The 16,979-nt window shown below is 72.6% G+C and carries 20 protein-coding genes; 14 read left to right on the top strand and 6 right to left on the bottom strand.

Annotation, left to right across the window (positions count from 1 at the left end):
- The first annotated feature begins 76 nt into the window (after positions 1-76).
- Both pncA and ACLBXP_RS07105 read left to right on the top strand, forming a co-directional pair.
- The gene (pncA, locus tag ACLBXP_RS07100; RefSeq protein ID WP_447666891.1) at positions 77-703 is read left to right on the top strand and encodes a bifunctional nicotinamidase/pyrazinamidase; all 627 of its coding nucleotides are present in this window, start codon (positions 77-79) and stop codon (positions 701-703) included.
- A 92-nt stretch (positions 704-795) separates the two neighbouring features.
- Positions 796-1,002 (top strand): hypothetical protein, encoded by a 207-nt coding sequence (locus ACLBXP_RS07105; RefSeq protein ID WP_447666892.1) that lies wholly within the window; start codon positions 796-798, stop codon positions 1,000-1,002.
- A 63-nt stretch (positions 1,003-1,065) separates the two neighbouring features.
- Here ACLBXP_RS07105 and rimO read toward each other — a convergent pair whose 3' ends face one another.
- The gene (gene rimO, locus ACLBXP_RS07110) at positions 1,066-2,433 is read right to left on the bottom strand and encodes a 30S ribosomal protein S12 methylthiotransferase RimO (protein WP_447666893.1); all 1,368 of its coding nucleotides are present in this window, start codon (positions 2,431-2,433) and stop codon (positions 1,066-1,068) included.
- Positions 2,434-2,757: 324 nt separating this feature from the next.
- Between rimO and pabB the strand changes: the two genes are divergently transcribed.
- From pabB to ACLBXP_RS07135, 5 genes are all read left to right on the top strand, one after another.
- Positions 2,758-4,167 carry an aminodeoxychorismate synthase component I gene (gene pabB, locus ACLBXP_RS07115; protein WP_447667110.1) on the top strand — a complete coding sequence of 470 codons (1,410 nt, stop codon included), beginning with the start codon at positions 2,758-2,760 and terminating at the stop codon, positions 4,165-4,167.
- Complete coding sequence (locus ACLBXP_RS07120) at positions 4,164-4,778, top strand: anthranilate synthase component II (protein ID WP_447666894.1); 615 nt, start codon at positions 4,164-4,166, stop codon at positions 4,776-4,778. The genes pabB and ACLBXP_RS07120 overlap by 4 nt, the downstream gene beginning before the upstream one ends.
- On the top strand, positions 4,765-5,625 hold the full coding sequence (locus ACLBXP_RS07125; protein WP_447666895.1) for an aminotransferase class IV: 861 nt from the start codon (positions 4,765-4,767) through the stop codon (positions 5,623-5,625). Before ACLBXP_RS07120 ends, ACLBXP_RS07125 begins: the two co-directional genes overlap by 14 nt.
- A complete protein-coding gene (locus ACLBXP_RS07130; protein ID WP_447666896.1) occupies positions 5,622-6,131 on the top strand; it encodes a DoxX family protein in 510 nt (169 codons plus the stop codon). The genes ACLBXP_RS07125 and ACLBXP_RS07130 overlap by 4 nt, the downstream gene beginning before the upstream one ends.
- Positions 6,132-6,326: 195 nt before the next feature.
- Positions 6,327-6,563: a hypothetical protein gene (locus tag ACLBXP_RS07135; protein WP_447666897.1), complete on the top strand. Its 237-nt coding sequence runs from the start codon at positions 6,327-6,329 to the stop codon at positions 6,561-6,563.
- A gap of 9 nt (positions 6,564-6,572) precedes the next feature.
- On the opposite strand, the gene mazG is transcribed toward ACLBXP_RS07135, so the two are convergent.
- On the bottom strand, positions 6,573-7,463 hold the full coding sequence (gene mazG / locus ACLBXP_RS07140) for a nucleoside triphosphate pyrophosphohydrolase (RefSeq protein WP_447666898.1): 891 nt from the start codon (positions 7,461-7,463) through the stop codon (positions 6,573-6,575).
- A 918-nt stretch (positions 7,464-8,381) separates the two neighbouring features.
- On the opposite strand from mazG, the gene ACLBXP_RS07145 reads away from it, so the two are divergent.
- Both ACLBXP_RS07145 and ACLBXP_RS07150 read left to right on the top strand, forming a co-directional pair.
- Complete coding sequence (locus ACLBXP_RS07145; protein WP_447666899.1) at positions 8,382-9,557, top strand: replication protein RepA; 1,176 nt, start codon at positions 8,382-8,384, stop codon at positions 9,555-9,557.
- Between the two features lie 247 nt (positions 9,558-9,804).
- Positions 9,805-10,392, top strand: a complete 588-nt coding sequence (locus tag ACLBXP_RS07150; RefSeq protein ID WP_447666900.1) for a winged helix-turn-helix domain-containing protein — start codon at positions 9,805-9,807, stop codon at positions 10,390-10,392.
- A gap of 499 nt (positions 10,393-10,891) precedes the next feature.
- On the opposite strand, the gene ACLBXP_RS07155 is transcribed toward ACLBXP_RS07150, so the two are convergent.
- A complete protein-coding gene (locus ACLBXP_RS07155; protein ID WP_447666901.1) occupies positions 10,892-11,593 on the bottom strand; it encodes a GAF domain-containing protein in 702 nt (233 codons plus the stop codon).
- Positions 11,594-11,957: 364 nt separating this feature from the next.
- Between ACLBXP_RS07155 and ACLBXP_RS07160 the strand changes: the two genes are divergently transcribed.
- The 4 genes from ACLBXP_RS07160 (at position 11,958) to ACLBXP_RS07175 (ending at position 14,149) form a co-directional block, all read left to right on the top strand.
- A complete protein-coding gene (locus ACLBXP_RS07160; RefSeq protein ID WP_447666902.1) occupies positions 11,958-12,515 on the top strand; it encodes a GlcG/HbpS family heme-binding protein in 558 nt (185 codons plus the stop codon).
- Between the two features lie 92 nt (positions 12,516-12,607).
- On the top strand, positions 12,608-12,973 hold the full coding sequence (locus ACLBXP_RS07165; protein ID WP_447666903.1) for an ArsR/SmtB family transcription factor: 366 nt from the start codon (positions 12,608-12,610) through the stop codon (positions 12,971-12,973).
- 34 nt (positions 12,974-13,007) lie between these two features.
- The gene (locus tag ACLBXP_RS07170; protein ID WP_447667111.1) at positions 13,008-13,520 is read left to right on the top strand and encodes an SRPBCC domain-containing protein; all 513 of its coding nucleotides are present in this window, start codon (positions 13,008-13,010) and stop codon (positions 13,518-13,520) included.
- A 170-nt stretch (positions 13,521-13,690) separates the two neighbouring features.
- A complete protein-coding gene (locus ACLBXP_RS07175; protein ID WP_447666904.1) occupies positions 13,691-14,149 on the top strand; it encodes a PaaI family thioesterase in 459 nt (152 codons plus the stop codon).
- A 141-nt stretch (positions 14,150-14,290) separates the two neighbouring features.
- Here ACLBXP_RS07175 and ACLBXP_RS07180 read toward each other — a convergent pair whose 3' ends face one another.
- The 3 genes from ACLBXP_RS07180 to motA are packed head-to-tail and all read right to left on the bottom strand — an operon-like array spanning position 14,291 to position 16,355.
- Positions 14,291-14,551, bottom strand: a complete 261-nt coding sequence (locus tag ACLBXP_RS07180; RefSeq protein WP_447666905.1) for a SemiSWEET transporter — start codon at positions 14,549-14,551, stop codon at positions 14,291-14,293.
- Positions 14,552-14,608: 57 nt separating this feature from the next.
- Positions 14,609-15,457, bottom strand: coding sequence for a flagellar motor protein MotB (locus ACLBXP_RS07185; RefSeq protein WP_447667112.1), 849 nt, complete (start codon positions 15,455-15,457; stop codon positions 14,609-14,611).
- Between the two features lie 40 nt (positions 15,458-15,497).
- Entirely contained in the window at positions 15,498-16,355 is an 858-nt protein-coding gene (motA, locus tag ACLBXP_RS07190) for a flagellar motor stator protein MotA (RefSeq protein WP_447666906.1), read from the bottom strand.
- Between the two features lie 393 nt (positions 16,356-16,748).
- On the opposite strand from motA, the gene ACLBXP_RS07195 reads away from it, so the two are divergent.
- Positions 16,749-16,913: a hypothetical protein gene (locus ACLBXP_RS07195; RefSeq protein WP_447666907.1), complete on the top strand. Its 165-nt coding sequence runs from the start codon at positions 16,749-16,751 to the stop codon at positions 16,911-16,913.
- The last annotated feature ends 66 nt before the right edge of the window (positions 16,914-16,979 follow it).

Below are 16,979 nucleotides of genomic sequence, written 5' to 3' on the forward strand. Positions count from 1 at the left end.
ACAGGATCCTGAGGGCGGCGGGGTCTAGCGCCGCCCGACACCGGATCTGCCGGGCGGTCGACTTCTCGGAGGGCACATGATCCTCGAACCCGGCGACGTCCTCCTCGTCATCGACGTGCAGGTCGACTTCCTGCCCGGCGGCGCGCTCGCGGTGCCGGAGGGCGACGCGGTGGTCGGGCCGATCAACCGGCTGATCGCCCGCTTCCCGCACGTCGTGGTGACGCAGGACTGGCACGCGCCCGGCCACGCCTCCTTCGCCACCAGCCACCCGGGCCGCTCCCCCTTCGAGACGGTGGCGCTGCCCTACGGGCCGCAGGTGCTGTGGCCGGAGCACTGCGTGCGCGGCACCCCGGGGGCGGCGCTCGCCCCGGGCCTCGATGCCGAGCGGGCCGAGCTCGTGATCCGCAAGGGGCACGCCCCCGGCGTCGACAGCTACTCCGCCTTCCTGGAGGCCGACCGCACCACCCGCACGGGCCTCGCCGGCTACCTGCGCGAGCGGGACCTGTCGCGGGTCTTCCTGTGCGGGCTCGCCACCGACTTCTGCGTGGCCTGGAGCGCGCTGGACGCCCGCGCCGCGGGCTTCCGGGCCGTCGTCGTGGAGGACGCGGTCAGGGGCATCGACCTCGATGGGTCGCTCGCCCGCGCCTGGACGTCGATGGACCGGGCGGGCGTCGCGCGCACCACGAGCGCGGCCCTGGCCTGACCCGACCGGGAGGCGAACCGCCGCAGCGGCGCCCGGGACCGATCGGGCTCCCCCGCGTTGGCCCCACACGCCACGCGCAACGAGGAGCCTGCATGTCGACGAAGCACGCCAAGACGGACGTCCCGTCCGATGCCGACCTCAAGGGCAATCCGGGCATCGGCACCTCGAAGGGGATGACCCGGTCAGGCGGCGATCCGGAAGACCTCGAGGCGGACTCGACCTTCGAGGGCGACGTCGAGAACGAGACGACCCGGGAGGGCGGGATCGACCCGAACCACCGTCCGCGCAAGAACGCCTGAGGAGGCCCGCCCGGGGCCGAGCACCGTGGACGGTCCCGGCGCCGGGATGCCGGGACGGGCGCCTCAGACCACCGTGCCGCGCAGGTCGTAGGCGTCGGCCGCCTCGATCTTCACCGTGACGATGTCGCCGACCCGAACGGGCCGGCGGGACGTGACGTGGACGGCCCCGTCGATCTCGGGGGCGTCCGCCTTCGTCCGGCCGCGGGCGCCGGCCGGCCCGGCCGCGTCGATGATCACGGGCAGCCGCCGGCCGACCTTCGCCTTCTGGAGGCGCGCCGAGACCACGGCCTGGGTCTCCATGAACCGGCGCTTGCGCTCGGCCTTGACCTCGGGCGGCACCGCCGCGCCGAGGTCGTTGGCGGGCGCGCCCCGCACCGGCTCGTACTCGAAGCAGCCGACCCGATCGAGCCGCGCCTCGCGGATCCAGGCCAGCAGCTCCTCGAACTCGGCCTCGGTCTCCCCCGGGAATCCGACGATGAAGGTGGAGCGGATGGCGAGGTCCGGGCAGGTCTCGCGCCAGCGGCGGATGCGCTCGAGCTGCCGCTCCTGGTTGCCGGGGCGGCGCATGCGCTTGAGCACGCTCGGGCTCGCGTGCTGGAGCGGCATGTCGAGGTAGGGCAGGACCTTCCCCTCGGCCATCAGCGGGATGACCTCGTCCACGTGCGGGTAGGGATAGACGTAGTGCAGGCGCACCCAGGCGCCGAGGTCACCCAGCTCCCGGGCGAGATCGTAGAAGCGGGCCCGCACCTGGCGGTCGCGCCAGGGGCTCTCCGCGTAGCGGGTGTCGACCCCGTAGGCGCTGGTATCCTGCGAGACGACGAGGAGCTCCTTCACGCCGGCCCGCACCAGCTTCTCGGCCTCGCGCAGCACGTCGCCGGCGGGGCGGCTGACAAGGTCGCCGCGCAGGGACGGGATGATGCAGAAGGTGCAGCGGTTGTTGCAGCCCTCGGAAATCTTCAGGTAGGCGTAGTGCCGCGGCGTGAGCTTCACCCCCTGCGGGGGAATGAGGTCGAGGAACGGGTCGTGGGCCGGCGGCACTGCCTCGTGCACGGCGGCGAGGACCGACTCGTAGGCCTGCGGTCCCGTCACGGCGAGGAGGTTCGGATACTTCTCCCGGATCTCCTCCGGCTGCGCGCCCATGCAGCCGGTGACGATGACGCGGCCGTTCTCGGCCATGGCGTCGCCGATCGCCTGGAGCGACTCGGCCTTGGCCGAGTCGAGGAAGCCGCAGGTGTTGACGATGACGACGTCCGCCCCGTCGTGCCGGCGCGCCAGTTCGTAGCCCTCCGCCCGCAGGTGCGTGAGGATGCGCTCGGAATCGACGAGCGCCTTCGGGCAGCCGAGCGACACGAAGGAGATGCGGGGCGCGGCATCCTTGGCGGCCTTCGGGCCGGGCGGGGGGCCGGGCAGGGGGGAGGGGGTTGCGGTCATGTCGGGGCGCGGGGCGGCTCGTGCGGCGCGGCGGGCCGGGCCTTGGGAAGGCGCCGGGCAGCTGGTCCGGGAGAGGATCGAGGGTTGGCGGGCCTTATAGCCGCATCCGGCGCGGCGCGCGAGCCTCGCGGCGCGCGGGGCACGGGCGCGCCCGGGGGCAGGGTGGCGGGGGCCAGGGTCGCGGGAGCAGGGTCGCGGCAGACATGTGCGCCCCGCGGGCCCTGCCCGCGCCGCGCGGCGGCGAGGCGGCTTTTCCCGCGGCGGCGGCTGTGCGACTCGTTGGCCGAGACGCCGCGCCGCGAGACCGTGAAGCCCGACCCGCCCATGTGGACCCGCGAGATCCCGTACATCGATCCCGTCGAGGCGGCGGCCCGGCTTGCGGCCCTGCCCGGGCTCGCCTTCCTCGACAGCGCGATGCACCACCACACCCTCGGTCGCCGCTCGATCGTGGCGGCCGACCCGTTCGGACGCTTCCGCTACCGGCGGGGCGAGCCGGCCACCCTCGACGGCCGGCCGCTCCCCGGGCCCCCCCTGGCGGCGCTTCGCGCCTGCCTCGCCCCCTACCGGACGGAGCCCGACGCCACGGGCTTTTCCGGCGGGGCCATCGGATACTTCGCCTACGACCTCGGCGCGTCCCTGGAGCGGGTGACCCCGCCCGCCCGCCGGGCCGGCCTGACCGAGGACATCGCCTTCGACCTGCACGACACGGCGCTCGTCGTCGACCACGAGGCGGGCACCTGCCGGCTCGTCGCCACGGGCTTTCCCGAGCAGGACCCCGGCGCCCGCGCGGCCCGCGCGGAGGCGCGGCTCTCGGCCTTCGCCGAGCGCCTCGCGGCCCCGATCGTCACCCGGCCGCAGCCCCCCGTGCCGACGGCGCTCGCCTGGCGCTCGAACTTCTCCCGGAGCGCCTACGAGGCGGCGGTGGAGCGGGTGCGCGCCTACATCCGGGCCGGCGACATCTACCAGGCGAACATCGCCCAGCGCTTCACCGCGGCGCTGCCGCCGGGCTTCGATCCCTTCGCCCTCTACCGCGCCCTGCGGGAAACCAACCCCGCGACCTTCGGAGCCTACCTGGCCCACGAGGGCCTCACGATCGCCTCCAGCAGCCCGGAGCGGTTCCTGAAGCTCGAGGGCCGCAGCGTCGAGACCCGGCCGATCAAGGGCACGGTGCGCCGCGTCGCCGACCCGGAAGCCGACCGGGCCCTCGGCGCGGCGCTCCAGGCGAACCCGAAGGAGCGGGCCGAGAACATCATGATCGTGGATCTCCTGCGCAACGACCTCTCGCGGATCTGCGAGCCCCACAGCGTGCGGGTGCCGACCCTCTGCGGGCTGGAATCCTACGCCTCGGTCCACCATCTCGTCTCGGTGGTCACCGGAACCCTGCGGGCGGGCATGGACGCCCTCGACCTCATCGCCGGCACCTTTCCGGGCGGCTCCATCACGGGCGCGCCGAAGCTGAGGGCCATGGACATCATCACCGAGATCGAGGGCGACGCGCGGGAGCTGTATTGCGGGGCGATCGGCCGGATCGGCTTCGACGGCTCGCTGGACACCTCGATCGCCATCCGCACCGTGTTCATGGATGCCCGGACCGCCGTGCTGCAGGCGGGCGGCGGCGTGACGCTGCTCTCCGAGCCCGGCCCCGAATACGAGGAGACGCTCACCAAGGCCGCCCGCGTCTTCGAGGCGTTCGGGCAGACGCCCGGGTCTCGGGCCTTCGAGCCCGCGCCATGATCCTCGTCGTCGACAACTACGATTCCTTCGTCTTCAACGTCGTCCGCTACCTGGAGGAATTGGGCGAGAGCGTCCGCGTTGTCCGCAACGACGCGACCGACGTGGCGGCCATCCGGGCGCTCGCCCCCGACGCCGTCGTGATCTCGCCGGGGCCCTGCACGCCCGCCGAGGCCGGGGTCTCGCTGCCGGCGATCCGGGAACTGTCCGGCAGCGTGCCGATCCTCGGCGTCTGCCTCGGCCATCAGGCGATCGGGCAGGCCTTCGGCGGACGGGTCGAGCGGGCGCGCCGGCCGCTGCACGGGCAGGCGACGCCGGTCTCCCACGAGCGTCGCGGCCTGTTCGCGGGGCTTCCGGCCCCGATGCAGGTCGGGCGCTACCATTCCCTCATCGTGGCGCCGCAGCCCGGGATGGAGGCCGAGCTCGCCGTCGACGCGCGCTCGCCCGAGGGCGAGATCATGGCCCTCTCCCATCGCCGCCATCCGACCTGGGGCGTGCAGTTCCATCCGGAATCCGTGCTGACCGAGAACGGCCACGCGGTGTTCGACAACTTCCTGGGACTGGCCCGCGCCTGGCGCGCCGATCACCGGACGCCGGCCGATGCTGTGGCGTGACGGCCGGATCCAGGCCGGCACGGTCGCCCCCTTCGATCTCGCCGACCGCGGCCTCACGCTGGGCGACGGGGTGTTCGACACCTGCCTCGCCCTGAACGGCCGGGTCGCCTACGAGGCCCAGCACCGCGACCGGCTCGTGGCGGGCGCCGCCGCGCTGGGCTTCGGCCTCGACCCGGCGGCGGTGACGGCGGCGATGCGGGCCCTGGCGGGGGAGGGGGGCGCCGGCGCCCGCCTGGCGATCCGCACGACCGCCACCCGGGGAGCCGGCCCCCGCGGGCTGCGGCCGCCGGCCGAGCCCCGGCCCGCCCTGTTCGCGAGCGCCGCCCCGGCCGCGGCCGCCCTCGCCTTCGCGCCCCTGCGCCTGTGGCCGACCGCGATCCGCCGCAACGAGACGTCGCCCGCCGCCCGCCTCAAGACGCTCGGCTACCTCGACGCGGTGCTGGCCGCGCGGGAGGCCGCCGAGGCCGGCCTGGACGAGGCCCTGTTCCGCAACGCCCGCGGGGCGGTGGCCTGCGCCGGCACCGGGAACCTGTTCGGGGTGTTCGGGGAGCGCCTCGTCACGCCGCCCGTGGCCGACGGGGTCCTGGCCGGCATCATCCGCGACCGCATCCTCGCGCTCGCCCCGGGCTGCGGGCTCGCGCCGGAGGAGACCAGCCTGTCGCCCGAGGCCCTGGGCGGGGCGGACGCGGTCTTCGTGACCAATTCCCTGCGCCTCCTCGCCCCCGTGACGGCGATCGCGGAGGCGGCCTTCCCGAGCGAGCGCCACCCGGCCGTGCTGCGCCTCGCTTCGGCGCTGCGGGCCGACCTCGCCGCCGCCTGCGGGATCGCGCCCGAGGCCGTGGCGTGAGGGGCGCGGGGGACGGGGACGGGGCGCGGGACGACCGGATCTGGCTCCGCCGGGGCCTCGCCCTCCTCTACGGCGGCATCGGGCTCGTCCACCTCGCGGCGCCGGACAAGCTGATGCCGATCATGCCGGACTTCGTGCCGGAGCCCCGCCTCGTCATCGCGCTCACGGGCCTGTGCGAGATCGCCGGGGCGCTGGGCCTCCTCACCCGGCGGCTCCGCGCCGCCGCGGGGGTCGGCCTCGCCCTCTACGCCGTCTGCGTCTACCCGGCGAACCTCAAGCATGCCTTCGCGGGGATCGCGGTGCCGGGGCTGCCCGACACGTGGTGGTACCACGGCCCGCGCCTGGCGTTTCAGCCGGTGCTGGTCTGGGCGGCGCTCTACGCCGGAGGCCTGGTCGACTGGCCGCTGGGGCGCAGGGGGCTGAGGCCGCCAGAGGGGGTCGGGAGCAGGGTGCCCCCTACGGAACAGGCTCGGAATCTGCGCGGACAGAGCGCACGCGAGCGTTGAATCAATAATGCCGTGCAGCCGATGCGATCAGGCCGCCGGCGCCGCCGGAACGTCACAGGAACCGACGCCGCCGCGTACGGCTGTTCCTCGGATCGGGCAGCGATAAATCAGGCCAGCAGCCTGCGCCGGGCCGGTTTAACCTTTTTTCGCGGGGCCACTTCGCAGTTTCGCGAAAATGTTGCTAGGCTCCCGGTCATGCCGAAGAGCCGCGCACCGCGCCGATCTCAGCCGCACCTCGCACCGGATGCCGGGCCCCCGCCCGCGCAGGCCGATGTCGAGCGCGCCATCGCGGACGTGCTGGAGCGCCTGCGCCCCAGGGTTGCGCCGGCCAAGCCGGGTGCCGACAAGCCGGCGCCCGCGAAGGCCGCCGGGCGACAGGCCGGCCGGGGCCAGGCCCGCAAGGTCGCGGGCGCCGGGACGCCGGACGAGTAGGGCCGGCGCTCAGGCCTCGTCCGGGTCCGGGCCGGCCGCCTCGCCCTGCTTCACGGCGGCCCAGGCCGCCTCCATCGCGAAAAGGTCGCTGCCCGCGAGGCCGGGCCCCTGCGCGGCGAGGCGGGCCGCCATGGCGCCGAACCGGCGCTCGAACTTGGCGGTGCCGGCCCGCAGCGCCGCCTCCGGGTCCACGCCGGCGTGGCGGGCGAGGTTCGCCACCGAGAACAGCAGGTCGCCGATCTCCTCCGCGAGGGCCGCCGGCACCCCGGCGGCGAGGGCCTCCGCCACCTCGTCGGTCTCCTCCCGCACCTTGGCGACGACCTCGGCGGCGTTCGGCCAGTCGAAGCCGCAGGCGGCGGCGCGGCGCGAGATCTTCTCCGCCCGGGTGAGGGCGGGCAGCGCCAGGGCGACGCCGCCCAGGGGGTCGACGACCGCCCCTGCCCCCTGTGACCCTGCCCCCTGCGTTTCGGCGCCCGCGCCCATGGCTTCCTCCGCCTTGGCGCGGCGCTCCGCGGCCTTGATCGCCGCCCAGGTCCGCTCGACCTCGGCGGGGTCGCGGCGGGCGCCCTCGGGCAGCAGCGCGCCCGCGGCGTCGAACACGTGGGGGTGGCGCCGCACCAGCTTGGCGACGATACCCCGGGCCACGTCGTCGAACGCGAAGGCGCCGGCCTCCTCCGCCATGCGGGCGTGGAACACAACCTGGAGCAGCAGGTCGCCGAGCTCGTCGCGCAGGTCGTCGAGGTCGCCGCGGGCGATCGCATCGGCCACCTCGTAGGCCTCCTCCAGCGTGTAGGGCGCGATGCTCGCGAAGGTCTGCTCCAGGTCCCAGGGGCAGCCGCGGACGGGGTCGCGCAGGCTGGCCATCAGGCGCAGGAGCGTCGCGATCGGGGTCTCGGTCATCCGCTGGGGCTCCGGATCGGGCCCCCGGGAGGCGGGGCCGGCGGGTCCCGGCATAGAGCGGCGAGCGGCGCGGCGCACCCTGGAATCGGGGGCGGGTTTTGGGGACAACCCGCCGAATTCCCTTCATTCCCATTGGAAAACCTGAGGGTGGCCGGTCGTTCGCGAGACCGAACGAGCCAACCCGGCCTTGGGAAAACTATCAGGAAGGATTCTCAGAGAGTCAGTTCTGAAGGTTATAGGGGAGGGCGGAAAGCTCAAGTCCCGCAGGGGGTTGGGGCGCCTTCGCGCATCGGACTCTGCGCGGGGGCGCATCGAACTCTGCGCGGGCCCGCATGGGAGTCTGCGCGGAATCGCCCGGGTGCGGCATCGGATTCTGCGCGGGACCGCATGGGAGTCTGCGCGGATTCCGGGGGAGGGCGGTTGAGAACGGGGACAAGTGCGGGGCCGGGGGGCGTATCGAACTCTGCGCGGCGCCGGCCGGTGCCCGCGCCCCCGCATCGAACTCTGCGGGGGGCGGGACCGCGCCGATCCGCCGGCCCCGCCCTCCCCGGGCGGCCCGGCTCCCCGAAGGCCGCCAGGACGGCTCTGGAGCCCCGCCGGGCGCTGCCGAGGCCCGAGGGAGCTTCCCGGCCCCCGAAGCCCCCCAGGGGCGCCTCTGCCCGTCCTGGGGGCCTCCCGGGGCCGTCCCGGGCCCCGCCGCACTGCGGGGATTGCCGGGAAAACCGCGGGCCCGGCCGGGGCGGCGGGACTCCTCGCCCCCGAATCGTGCCAAGGCTCAGGCTGGCCCGCGCCTGGTCCGGCCTCGGCTCGCAACGGGGCGTTGCATCCGGCCGGGCAGGACGGGCCGGGCGGACCGGCGCGAGGGTCGGCGAAGGGGACCGCCAAGGGGACCACGAAGGGGGCCACGAAGAGGACCGCATGGGGATCGAGGAGAAGCTCAGCGCCATCCGGGACGCCGACCTCCTGGCGGAGGTCGAGGCGGCGCGCGGCGGCTTCCTGTTCGCGCAGATCGTCGAGCACATCCTGCACCGGCAGCGGGCGCGGGACGCGGAGGCCGCGGCCCGGGGGGCGCTCGCCGAGAAGCGGGCGGGCCTCGGGCGCGACGCCCGCCGCCGCGACGCGGTGCGCGAGGTGATCGAGACGAAGCCCGCCGGCCCCGAGAACCTGCAGCACATCCACTCGGTGCTGGCGCTGTGCGGCCTGCCCTACCGCGACCCCGGCGCCCTGCGGGAGTTCTCCCGCGCGTACGGCCGCAACAGCCTGAGCCTGGTGGCCGGCCGCCTGAAGAGCCCGGTGACGGGCGAGATGGAGCCCCAGGGGCTGCCCTACGGCCCCAAGGCGCGCCTCGTGCTGCTGCACCTCTGCACCGAGGCGGTGCGCCAGCGCAGCCCCGAGATCGCGGTGGCGGAGTCGCTCTCGGGCTTCATGCGCGAGATGGGCTTCGCGGTGACGGGGGGCGAGCGCGGCACCATCCGCCAGTTCAAGGAGCAGCTGAACCGGCTCGCCGCCTGCACGATGCAGATCGGCCTCTGGGACGGGGGCGACCGCGCCACCACGCTCACCATGCCGCCCTTCCGCAGCCTGGAGCTGTGGCGCGAGCGCGGGGAGGGCGCCGCCTGGTCCCGCACCGTGCGGTTCCACCAGGACTTCTACGACAACCTGATCCGGCACGCCCTGCCGGTGGACATCCGGGCGGCCCGGGCCTTCTCGGGCTCGGCGCGCAAGCTCGACCTGCTGTTCTGGGTGGGCTACCGGCTGCGCGCCCTCACCCGGCCCCTGCGGCTCACCTGGGACAACCTGCACGCGCAGTTCGGGGCCGAGAACGCCAACATCCGCAGCTTCCGCCAGGCCTTCCGGGCCGACCTCGCCCACCTCGCCGAGGTGTTTCCGCGCCTGCCGGTCGCCCTCGACGACAACGGCCTCACCCTGCACCCGGCCGATCCCGGCGCGCTGCTGGTGCCGCCGCGCCGGGGCGGCAAGCCCGCCGGCCGAGGCGATGAAAGGTCCGCCGGCCGAGGCGATGACAAGCCCGCCGGCCGAGGCAATGAAGGACCCGCAGGCCGAGGCGACGGGAAGGCACCCGCCGCGGCCTGACGGCTGCCCACGGAACGGCAAACGGAACAGCGCGCGATCCCTGATATTCCGTCTGCGCGGAGCCCGTCGGACAGGGCGCACCGTCCTGCGGGCATCCACCCGGTGTCCGGCCCGTGTCCGGCGCGGCGCAACGGAATATTCCCTACTGTCCGTTGACGGAACGACATCTGTTCCATGGACAGAATGTTCCGGACGCGATAGAACACACCCATTCCCAGCATAGGGAATGGACGGAAGCGGGGCCGGCATGGGACCGAGCGAGGCCGAGATCGAGCGCCGGCTAGCCGCGCTCCGGCGCGAGCGCGAGGCCATCGACCGCGCCATCGCCGACCACCTGCTCTACCTCGAGCTCGGCCGCCGCCTCGCCGGAGCCCCGCCGGCCGCGGAGCCCGCCGACCGGCCGGAGCCCCGGCGCGACGGCGCCCAGGGACCCGAGGCTCGGCCCGAGACTTGGCCCGGGGCTCGGCCCGGGGCCCAGCCTGCCGCCTGGCCCGGGCCGTCCGCCGCAGCCTCCCCGCCCACGGATTTCGTGCCCACCGACGTCGCGCCCGCGAACCCGGCCGGGCCGCCGGTGCCGCCGGCGGCCTTCGAGGAGGACCCGGTGGCGGCCCGCCGCTACGGCCGCGCGGTGATCGCGGCGGCGCTGGAGGTGCTGGCCGAGACCGGCGCCCCGATGCACGCGAGCGAGATCCTGGCGGCGCTGGCGGCCCGGGGCTTCACCCTGCCGGGCCAGGACCCGGTGGCGGGCCTCAACACCCGCCTCTGGAAGCGCTCCGGCCCCGGCGGCCCCCTCCGCCGTCTCGGCGAGGCGGTCTACGCCTTGGCCGAGGGATAGATCTGGCTGAGGGATAGATCTGGCCGAGGGACAGAGCCGACGTCGGCCGAGGAGGGGCGACCGGTTCACGCCGCGCCGGCGGGACATCCGGGACGGCGGGCGCAGCTTCGATCTCGTCTGCGACGGGCACGGCTCCGGGGCGTCGGCCCGCGGTGCGGGGCGCAGGAGCCAGGCCCGCGCACGGACCCACCGGCTTACGGCGCCTGCCGTCGGGTCACGACGGATTTGACGAACGCGATACAGGTGCGGCGGTCGTCGGCCTGGTCCAGGCATTGAAAAGCCTCCAGGAGCTCGAGCCTGTCCGCGACGTGGTTCGACCTGCCGGGGTGGTCGTAGAAAGCAGCGACGTCAGTATCCAGGACTCTGGCGATTTGCCGAAGGATCTGAGCTGGTTTGTCGTCGTGGGGGTTCACTGCGGGCTCCAGCTGAAAGGATGGCACAGCCTCGGCGTGGCCGGGAGGCTCGTTGGACTGTCGCGGCGTCCTGCATTCTGCGATCGTCAGTGGATGTGGGTCTTCGGTCGCTTTTCGCCGTCGGCTATGCGCTTGGCGACGTGCAGGAGACTGCTCGAAAGCAGTCTCTCGATGGTCCGGTCGTCGTATGTCCTGTTCATGTTGTACGCATCCATGAGTTTCTCGGCTATCGCGAGGAGCGCCTCGTCCATGTTCGAGTGGCCGTCGGCGGCGTTCGCGTGGGATGCCAGGAACCGTCGCATGTGCAGGAGGATCGTGGCTTGCCGCCCGAGGGCGTCGAGAGCCTTGACCTGTGCGGCGGTGAGCCCCTTGTGGTGAGGCTTCGTATCGAGGACGCAGAGGGTTCCCACCCCGAAGCTCGCCTCCAGGTGAAGCGGAACCCCGGCATAGAACCGCAACGATGCCTCACCGGTGACCAGCGGATTGTCGCTCGTCCGGGGATCCCGGGTCAGGTCGTTGATGATCAGGGGATGCGGCTCGGCGATCGCATGAGCGCAGACGGATTGCTCGACCGGCGTTTGCTCGACATCGCTTCCGATGCGGGATTTGAACCACTGCCGATCGGTGTCGACCAGCGTCACGTTGGCGACCGGCGTGTCGCAGATCATGCGGGCGAGTTCGGCGAGATCGTCGTACGACTGCTCCGGCTGAGTATCGAGAATCTTCAGGTCTCGCAGGTCGCTGAGCCGACGCGGGTCCAGGATGACGGACCACGGAGGGGTACCCATGAAGCTACCTTGCTGCGTGAACGGATCTGAGGGACGCAGGTGACTCAACTTTTGATTGAATTCAAGGGTTGTAACTACCCGGGCAGGGACCGCACGCGCGGTCCGCGGGGACGGCCAGAATTCTTGCCGGCATCGCGGATTCTTGCCTGCATCGCGGATTCTTGCCGGCATCCCGATGCCGTCGTGCTCGGCGCGGCGCCGGCAAGTTCGCCGCGGCGCCGGCAGGTTCGCCGCGGCGCTGGCAAGTTCGCCGCGGCGCCGGCAAGTTCGCCGCGGCGCTGGCGTCGGCCCACAGGCTGCCATAGCTTCACGAGGCGAAGGTCAGCCGGTTCGCTCATGAAGCCGCGGCCTGAGGGAGGATCCCATGCGCATCCTGACCTGTGCGGCCGCGTCCGCCCTGCTTGTCGCGTCCATCCACCCGGTCGGCGCGCAGCCATCCCCGCCTGCTCCGGCCGGCGGCCCGGCCCCCGCGGCCCAGCCCTCCTCCGGGGGCACCCCCGAGAAGATGCCCTTCGACATCCCGTACGGCGCGCCCATTCCCCTCGAGCGCGCGAAGGCGGTCCTGGCCGCGGCCGAAGCCGAGGCGAAGAAGCGCAACTGGAAAATGAACATCGCGGTGGTCGACCCGAACGGCGATCTCCTGCACTTCGTGCGCATGGACGGCGCGCAGCTCGCCTCGGTCACGATCTCGCAGAACAAGGCCCGCACCTCGGCGCGCTGGCGCCGCGAGAGCCGCGTCTTCTACAACGCCTTCGAGACCGGCCATCCCTACATCGCGACGCTGGACCCGCTTCTCGCCGCCTCGCCCGGCGGCTTCCCGCTGATCGAGGACGGCAAGCTCATCGGCGCGATCGGCTGCAGCGGCGACACGGGCGATCAGGACGCCGTCGTCTGCAAGGTCGGAGCCGACACGATCAGGTAGGTCGCCGCGCGACGGGACCGTCCCAGGGCCCGCGCCGGTCGCCCGGTTCCGCCCTTGCGCGGCGGCGGTCGGCGGGGTAGATACTGAACCGCATGGTTCAGTCTTCGACGGCCCGCCTCGACACCGCCTTCGCGGCGCTCTCGGACGCCACACGGCGGGGCGTGCTGGAGCGCCTCGGGCACGCGGACGCCTCGATCACGGAGCTCGCGGCGGCGTTCCACATGACCCTCACGGGCATGGGCAAGCACGTCGGCATCCTGGAGCAGGCGGGGCTCGTGACGACGCGCAAGCTCGGGCGGGTGCGGACCTGCACGCTCGGCCTCGACCGGCTCGCCGAGGAGGCGGCCTGGATCGCGGCCTACCGCCGGCTCTGGGAGGCGCGGTTCGAGGGGCTGGACGCGGTTGTCGCGGAACTGAGGGCCAGGGAGACGTCCGATGGATGCAGGCAGACCGAGTGATCCCCCCGCCGGCAAGGCCGGCAAGACCGGCACGATGGCCGGCGCGATGGCCGGCACGACGGTCGAGCGGGTCTCGGACCGGGAGCTCGTCGTGACCCGGACCGTCGCGGGGCCCGCGCGCCTCGTGTTCCAGGCCTGGGCCGACCCGGCGCTGTTCCGGCAATGGTGGGTGCCGAAATCCTCCGGCCTCACCCTGATCTCCTTCGAGGCCGACATGCGCACGGGCGGCACCTACCGCCTGGTGATGGGCCACCCGTCCTCGGCCGAGCCCCTGGCGTTCTTCGGGCGCTACCTCGCGGTGACGCCGCCGACCCGCCTCGTCTGGACCAACGACGAGGCCGGCGCGGACGGAGCCGTCACCACCGTGACCTTCGCGGAGCGGGACGGCGCGACGCAGGTCGTCGTGCACGAGCTCTATCCCTCCAAGGAGGCCCTCGACGCCGCCCTGGCCTCGGGCAGCACCAGCGGGTGGAGCGAGCAGTTCGCGCAGCTCGACGCCGCGCTCGCGGACCCGGGCTTCGGCTCGGCGGCCCCGCCGGCCGGCTAGGGCCCGGTCGGCTCGGCGCGGGGCTGGCTTCGACCCAACACGGCCGCCGGGACCGCTGCGGACGCTGCCCCAAAGCGGTCGTGCTGCACATGTCCAGCGACTTCGGCCAGGGATAGTTTGCAGACCTTCCCGCCTGCGCCATCATCGGCGGCATCGGGGGAGGAAGGACGATGACGAAGGCGATCCAAGACCACTACCCGCCGACCTTCGCGCACTGCTACGGCTGCGGTCCGGCAAATCCTCATGGCCATCATCTGAAAAGCTACCTGCTGGACGACAGGACTGAGGCCCGTTTCACCCCCGACAACGTCTACACCGGGGGCGTCCCGGCCAACGTCTACGGTGGGATGATCGCCTCGCTGCTCGACTGCCACGGGACCGCTTCAGCGGCAGCATTCGCCCACCGTGATCGCGGGCGGGTGATGGGTGATGATGGTCCACCCATCCGGTTCGTAACCGCGTCCCTTCAGGTGGACTTTCTCAAGCCGACGCCGCTCGGTGAGGAACTTCTCGTCACAGGCACGCTCATGTCTCTGGACGGTCGGAAGGCGCGGGTGTCGCTCTCGCTTTCGGCCGGGGGCGTCGACTGCGCTCGTGGTGAGATGCTGGCCATCGAACTCAAGTCCTGATGCTTTCGATGGGTCGTGTGCGGCTCCGTGGCTGCGTCCGCTTGGGTGCAACTGCCGTCCGGAAACGGACCAGCCGAAACCCACCCCAAACCGACATCCCCCGGCGATCGGTCGATGCCTGCGAGGGACGAAGCGCCGATCCTAGCCGTGGCGGAGCTTCAGCACGAGGATGACGCTCGCGAGCGAGAGCGTGATCGCGTTGGCGACCGTCAGGGGAAGGTCGCCGATCAGCAGGCCGTAGACGAGCCAGCAGGCCATGCCGACGACCATGAACAGGAACATGCCCAGCGAAACATCGCCCGTCGAACGGGTCCTCCAGGCCTTGAGCACCTGAGGCACGTAGGCGAGCGTCGTGCAGATCACGGCACCGAGCCCGAACGCGGACGCGAGCGACAGGTCCATTCGGTCACGGGCCTTCCTGCGGATGTCACGTTCGATCGGTGGTGGGGCGTCGCGGCGTCAGCGAAGGAGGTTCGGGGGCACCGGCGGGCTCGCGTTGAGCAGCGTGATCGTCACCCGGCGGTTCGGCGCGATGTAGGGATTGTCGGGGAAGACCGGCTCGGTGTCGGCGCGTCCCACCACGGACGCGAAGTTGTCGTTGGGCACCCCGGCGCCCGACAGGATCTCGCGCACGGCGAGGGCGCGCCCGGCGGTGAGGTTCCAGGGTTCGGCGGTCCGCGCCGTGCCCGGGCGCGCGGCGGCCGTGTGGCCGGTGATGGAGAGGCGATTGGGCAGCCGGCTCAGGGTGGGCGCGAGCGCCTCCAGCACGCGACGGGTGCGCTCGTAGGGGTCGACGGAGCCCTCGCGGAACATGGAGCGGCCGTCCTCGTCCACGAGGGAGACGTTCACGCCCTCCTTGGTCACCTCGATGACGATGTTGCGCGACATCTCGGCAATCTCGGGTATCTTCTGGAGCGCCTGCCGGAGGCTCGCCACGGCGCTGTAGTCGGCGGGCGGGCGGCTGGCCTCGCGATCGCTGGCGCGGACCGGGTTGGCCGGGCGCGCTCCGCCCTCCTGCCCGGCCGCGCCCATCTCCGCCTCGCGGGGGGTCGTCGGCTTGTTTCCTGCCGTGTCGAGGGCGGTGCCGTACAGCAGCCCGCCGGAGCCGCTGGTCGCCGGGCTCAGGGAAGCCGGCGCGAAGTATTCCGCCAGGCCGATCTTCTGCTCCTGCGTCGTCATGCTGATCAGCCACATCAGCAGGAAGAACGCCATCATGGCGGTCACGAAGTCCGCATAGGCGATCTTCCAGGCCCCGCCGTGGTGCGCGTGCGCGGCCTTCTTGACCTTCTTGATGATGATCGGCTGGATGGCCATCGTCGGCGAAGCCCTGCTGGGGATTGGGTCGGGTCTAGGCGGGCAGGGCGGCGGTCGCCGCTTCCACTTCGTTGAAGGTCGGGCGGACGTCGCTCATCAGGGCCTTGCGGGCGAATTCCACCGCCATCACCGGCGGCTGGCCGGCGATGTGGGCGAGGAGACCCGCCTTCAGGGACAGGTAGTACTTGGATTCGGCCTCGAAGAGGCTCTTCAGCGACTGCGCCATGGGCCCGAAGAAGCCGTAGGCGACGAAGACGCCGAAGAAGGTGCCCACGAGCGCGCCGCCGATCAGGTGTCCGAGCACCTCCGGCGGCTCCTTGATCGCCCCCATCGTCTTGATCACGCCGAGCACGGCGGCGACGATGCCGAGCGCCGGCGTTCCGTCGGCGAGCGACTGCATGGCCGAGACGATGCGCTCCTGCTCCTGGTGGTGCGTCTCGAGCTCCTCGTCCATGAGCGCGTCGATCTCGTGGACGTTGGTGGCGCCCAGCGTCACCATGCGCATGTAGTCGCAGACGAACTCGACCGCGTGATGGTTCGCCGCGAAGGTCGGGAAGGCGTTGAACAGCGTCGACTCGCCCGGATCCTCGATGTGCGGTTCGAGGGCCATCAGACCCTTCTGCTTCGCGAGCTTGTACAGGGAGTACTGCATGCCGAGCAGCTCGACATAGGATTGCTGATTGTATTTCGGGCCCTTCACGAGGGTGCCCAGCATGGCGGGCACGGCCTTGAGCACCGGCCCGGTGTTGCCGATGACGAAGGCACCGATCGCCGCACCGAGGATGATGACGAACTCGTAGGGCTGCCAGAGGACTTCCAGGTGGCCACCCATCGCCGCGTAGCTGCCAAAGACGCAGGCGAAGACGATCAGTGCGCCGACGATCAGCCGCATGGTTTGCCATCCTTGCGCGGCGGCAGGGACGGATCGCCCGATGCCACGAACGCTCCGACAAGTTACCGAATAAGGTTAAGGGCGGGTTTAGGGGTGTGGCCGGGCACCCATTCCGGCCCGTCCGCGACGCGATCCCGCGGCGCGTCGCGCAGGGCCCCCTGAGCGGGGATCCGCCCGGGGCGCGAGGGTGGAGACGATGGCCGTCCTGCGCCGGGCGCGGTATGGTCGCGGCGTCGAGAGACGGTCACCGCCCTGGCCACCGGGAGCCCCGCGCGTTGCCGGGTCGGGCGATCGTCGCCCGCCGGCGCCGGACCCGGGCATGGGCAGAGGACGTCCACCGGATGACGCTCCGGTTCACGCGTCGCGGCGAGACAGGGTTCGGGGTGTAGCGGCATGCTGTTGTGGGCCTGGTTCGACTCCCTGTCGCTTCTCGACCAGCTCGTGGTCGGGGCCTGCATCGCCGCGATCCTGGCCGGCATCTACAAGGCCGGCTACAAGCATGGGTTCGCGGCCGGCGCGGCCGCGACCCGGACCCAATGGAAGATCCCCTGGCCCTGACCTCGGCCCCACTCAGGGTCGGCCCCCACGCAGCCCCGGCCGGATCCTGCCGAACGTCGAACCGCC

Source organism: Methylobacterium sp. A54F, from assembly GCF_053346035.1.

What these genes read in the sequence shown, in the direction of transcription:
- pncA (WP_447666891.1), top strand. Translation starts at nt 77, where the DNA reads ATGATCCTCGAACCCGGCGACGTCCTCCTCGTCATCGACGTGCAGGTC.
- ACLBXP_RS07105 (WP_447666892.1), top strand. Translation starts at nt 796, where the DNA reads ATGTCGACGAAGCACGCCAAGACGGACGTCCCGTCCGATGCCGACCTC.
- rimO (WP_447666893.1), bottom strand. Translation starts at nt 2,433, where the DNA reads ATGACCGCAACCCCCTCCCCCCTGCCCGGCCCCCCGCCCGGCCCGAAG.
- pabB (WP_447667110.1), top strand. Translation starts at nt 2,758, where the DNA reads ATGTGGACCCGCGAGATCCCGTACATCGATCCCGTCGAGGCGGCGGCC.
- ACLBXP_RS07120 (WP_447666894.1), top strand. Translation starts at nt 4,164, where the DNA reads ATGATCCTCGTCGTCGACAACTACGATTCCTTCGTCTTCAACGTCGTC.
- ACLBXP_RS07125 (WP_447666895.1), top strand. Translation starts at nt 4,765, where the DNA reads ATGCTGTGGCGTGACGGCCGGATCCAGGCCGGCACGGTCGCCCCCTTC.
- ACLBXP_RS07135 (WP_447666897.1), top strand. Translation starts at nt 6,327, where the DNA reads ATGCCGAAGAGCCGCGCACCGCGCCGATCTCAGCCGCACCTCGCACCG.
- mazG (WP_447666898.1), bottom strand. Translation starts at nt 7,463, where the DNA reads ATGACCGAGACCCCGATCGCGACGCTCCTGCGCCTGATGGCCAGCCTG.
- ACLBXP_RS07145 (WP_447666899.1), top strand. Translation starts at nt 8,382, where the DNA reads ATGGGGATCGAGGAGAAGCTCAGCGCCATCCGGGACGCCGACCTCCTG.
- ACLBXP_RS07150 (WP_447666900.1), top strand. Translation starts at nt 9,805, where the DNA reads ATGGGACCGAGCGAGGCCGAGATCGAGCGCCGGCTAGCCGCGCTCCGG.
- ACLBXP_RS07155 (WP_447666901.1), bottom strand. Translation starts at nt 11,593, where the DNA reads ATGGGTACCCCTCCGTGGTCCGTCATCCTGGACCCGCGTCGGCTCAGC.
- ACLBXP_RS07160 (WP_447666902.1), top strand. Translation starts at nt 11,958, where the DNA reads ATGCGCATCCTGACCTGTGCGGCCGCGTCCGCCCTGCTTGTCGCGTCC.
- ACLBXP_RS07165 (WP_447666903.1), top strand. Translation starts at nt 12,608, where the DNA reads ATGGTTCAGTCTTCGACGGCCCGCCTCGACACCGCCTTCGCGGCGCTC.
- ACLBXP_RS07170 (WP_447667111.1), top strand. Translation starts at nt 13,008, where the DNA reads ATGGCCGGCGCGATGGCCGGCACGACGGTCGAGCGGGTCTCGGACCGG.
- ACLBXP_RS07175 (WP_447666904.1), top strand. Translation starts at nt 13,691, where the DNA reads ATGACGAAGGCGATCCAAGACCACTACCCGCCGACCTTCGCGCACTGC.
- ACLBXP_RS07180 (WP_447666905.1), bottom strand. Translation starts at nt 14,551, where the DNA reads ATGGACCTGTCGCTCGCGTCCGCGTTCGGGCTCGGTGCCGTGATCTGC.
- motA (WP_447666906.1), bottom strand. Translation starts at nt 16,355, where the DNA reads ATGCGGCTGATCGTCGGCGCACTGATCGTCTTCGCCTGCGTCTTTGGC.
- ACLBXP_RS07195 (WP_447666907.1), top strand. Translation starts at nt 16,749, where the DNA reads ATGCTGTTGTGGGCCTGGTTCGACTCCCTGTCGCTTCTCGACCAGCTC.